This is a genomic window from Bacillus sp. P4_D3 (genome assembly GCF_056401855.1).
This window is the reverse complement of sequence record NZ_JBFUIN010001189.1, coordinates 1-702: the sequence shown is the minus strand read 5'-3', so window position 1 is coordinate 702 and position 702 is coordinate 1. Positions and strand designations below refer to the sequence as shown.

At 36.8% G+C, this 702-nt stretch carries 1 protein-coding gene; it reads left to right on the top strand.

Going from position 1 to position 702, the window contains the following annotated elements:
• A partial coding sequence (locus AC1DTM_RS30180) for a Cna B-type domain-containing protein (protein ID WP_477001672.1) occupies positions 1 to 702 on the top strand: 702 nt, incomplete at both ends.

The window sequence follows — 702 nt, the reverse complement described above, 5'->3', positions numbered from 1 at the left end:
GCAAGTGATTGGAAATATGCATTTAAAGATTTAGCGGCATATGATGCCGAAGGTAATGCGTATAAGTATGAAGTGAAAGAACAACCGGTGGATGGATATAAATCTGAAGTAAAAGGTTATGACATCACRAATACAAAAGTAGCRMAGACAACAGTAGAAGGAACRAAAACGTGGAAGGACGGAGATTCGAAAGAACGTCCAAAAACAATTAAAGTAGACCTACTACAAAACAAGAAAGTAATCGCAACGCAAGAAGTAACAAAAGCAAGTGATTGGAAATATGCATTTAAAGATTTAGCGGCATATGATGCSGAAGGTAATGCGTATAAGTATGAAGTGAAAGAASAACCRGTAGMKGGATATAAATCYGAAGTAAAAGGTTATGACATCACRAATACAAAAGTAGCRCAGACAACAGTAGAAGGAACGAAAACGTGGAAGGACGGAGATTCGAAAGAACGTCCAAAAACAATTAAAGTAGACTTACTACAAAACAAGAAAGTAATCGCAACGCAAGACGTAAACRCGGCAAGYGATTGGAAATATRCATTTAAAGATTTAGCGGCATATGATGCSGAAGGTAATGCGTATAAGTATGAAGTGAAAGAACAACCGGTRGATGGATATAAATCTGAAGTAAAAGGTTATGACATCACGAATACAAAAGTAGCGAAGACAACAGTAGAAGGAACAAAAACGTGG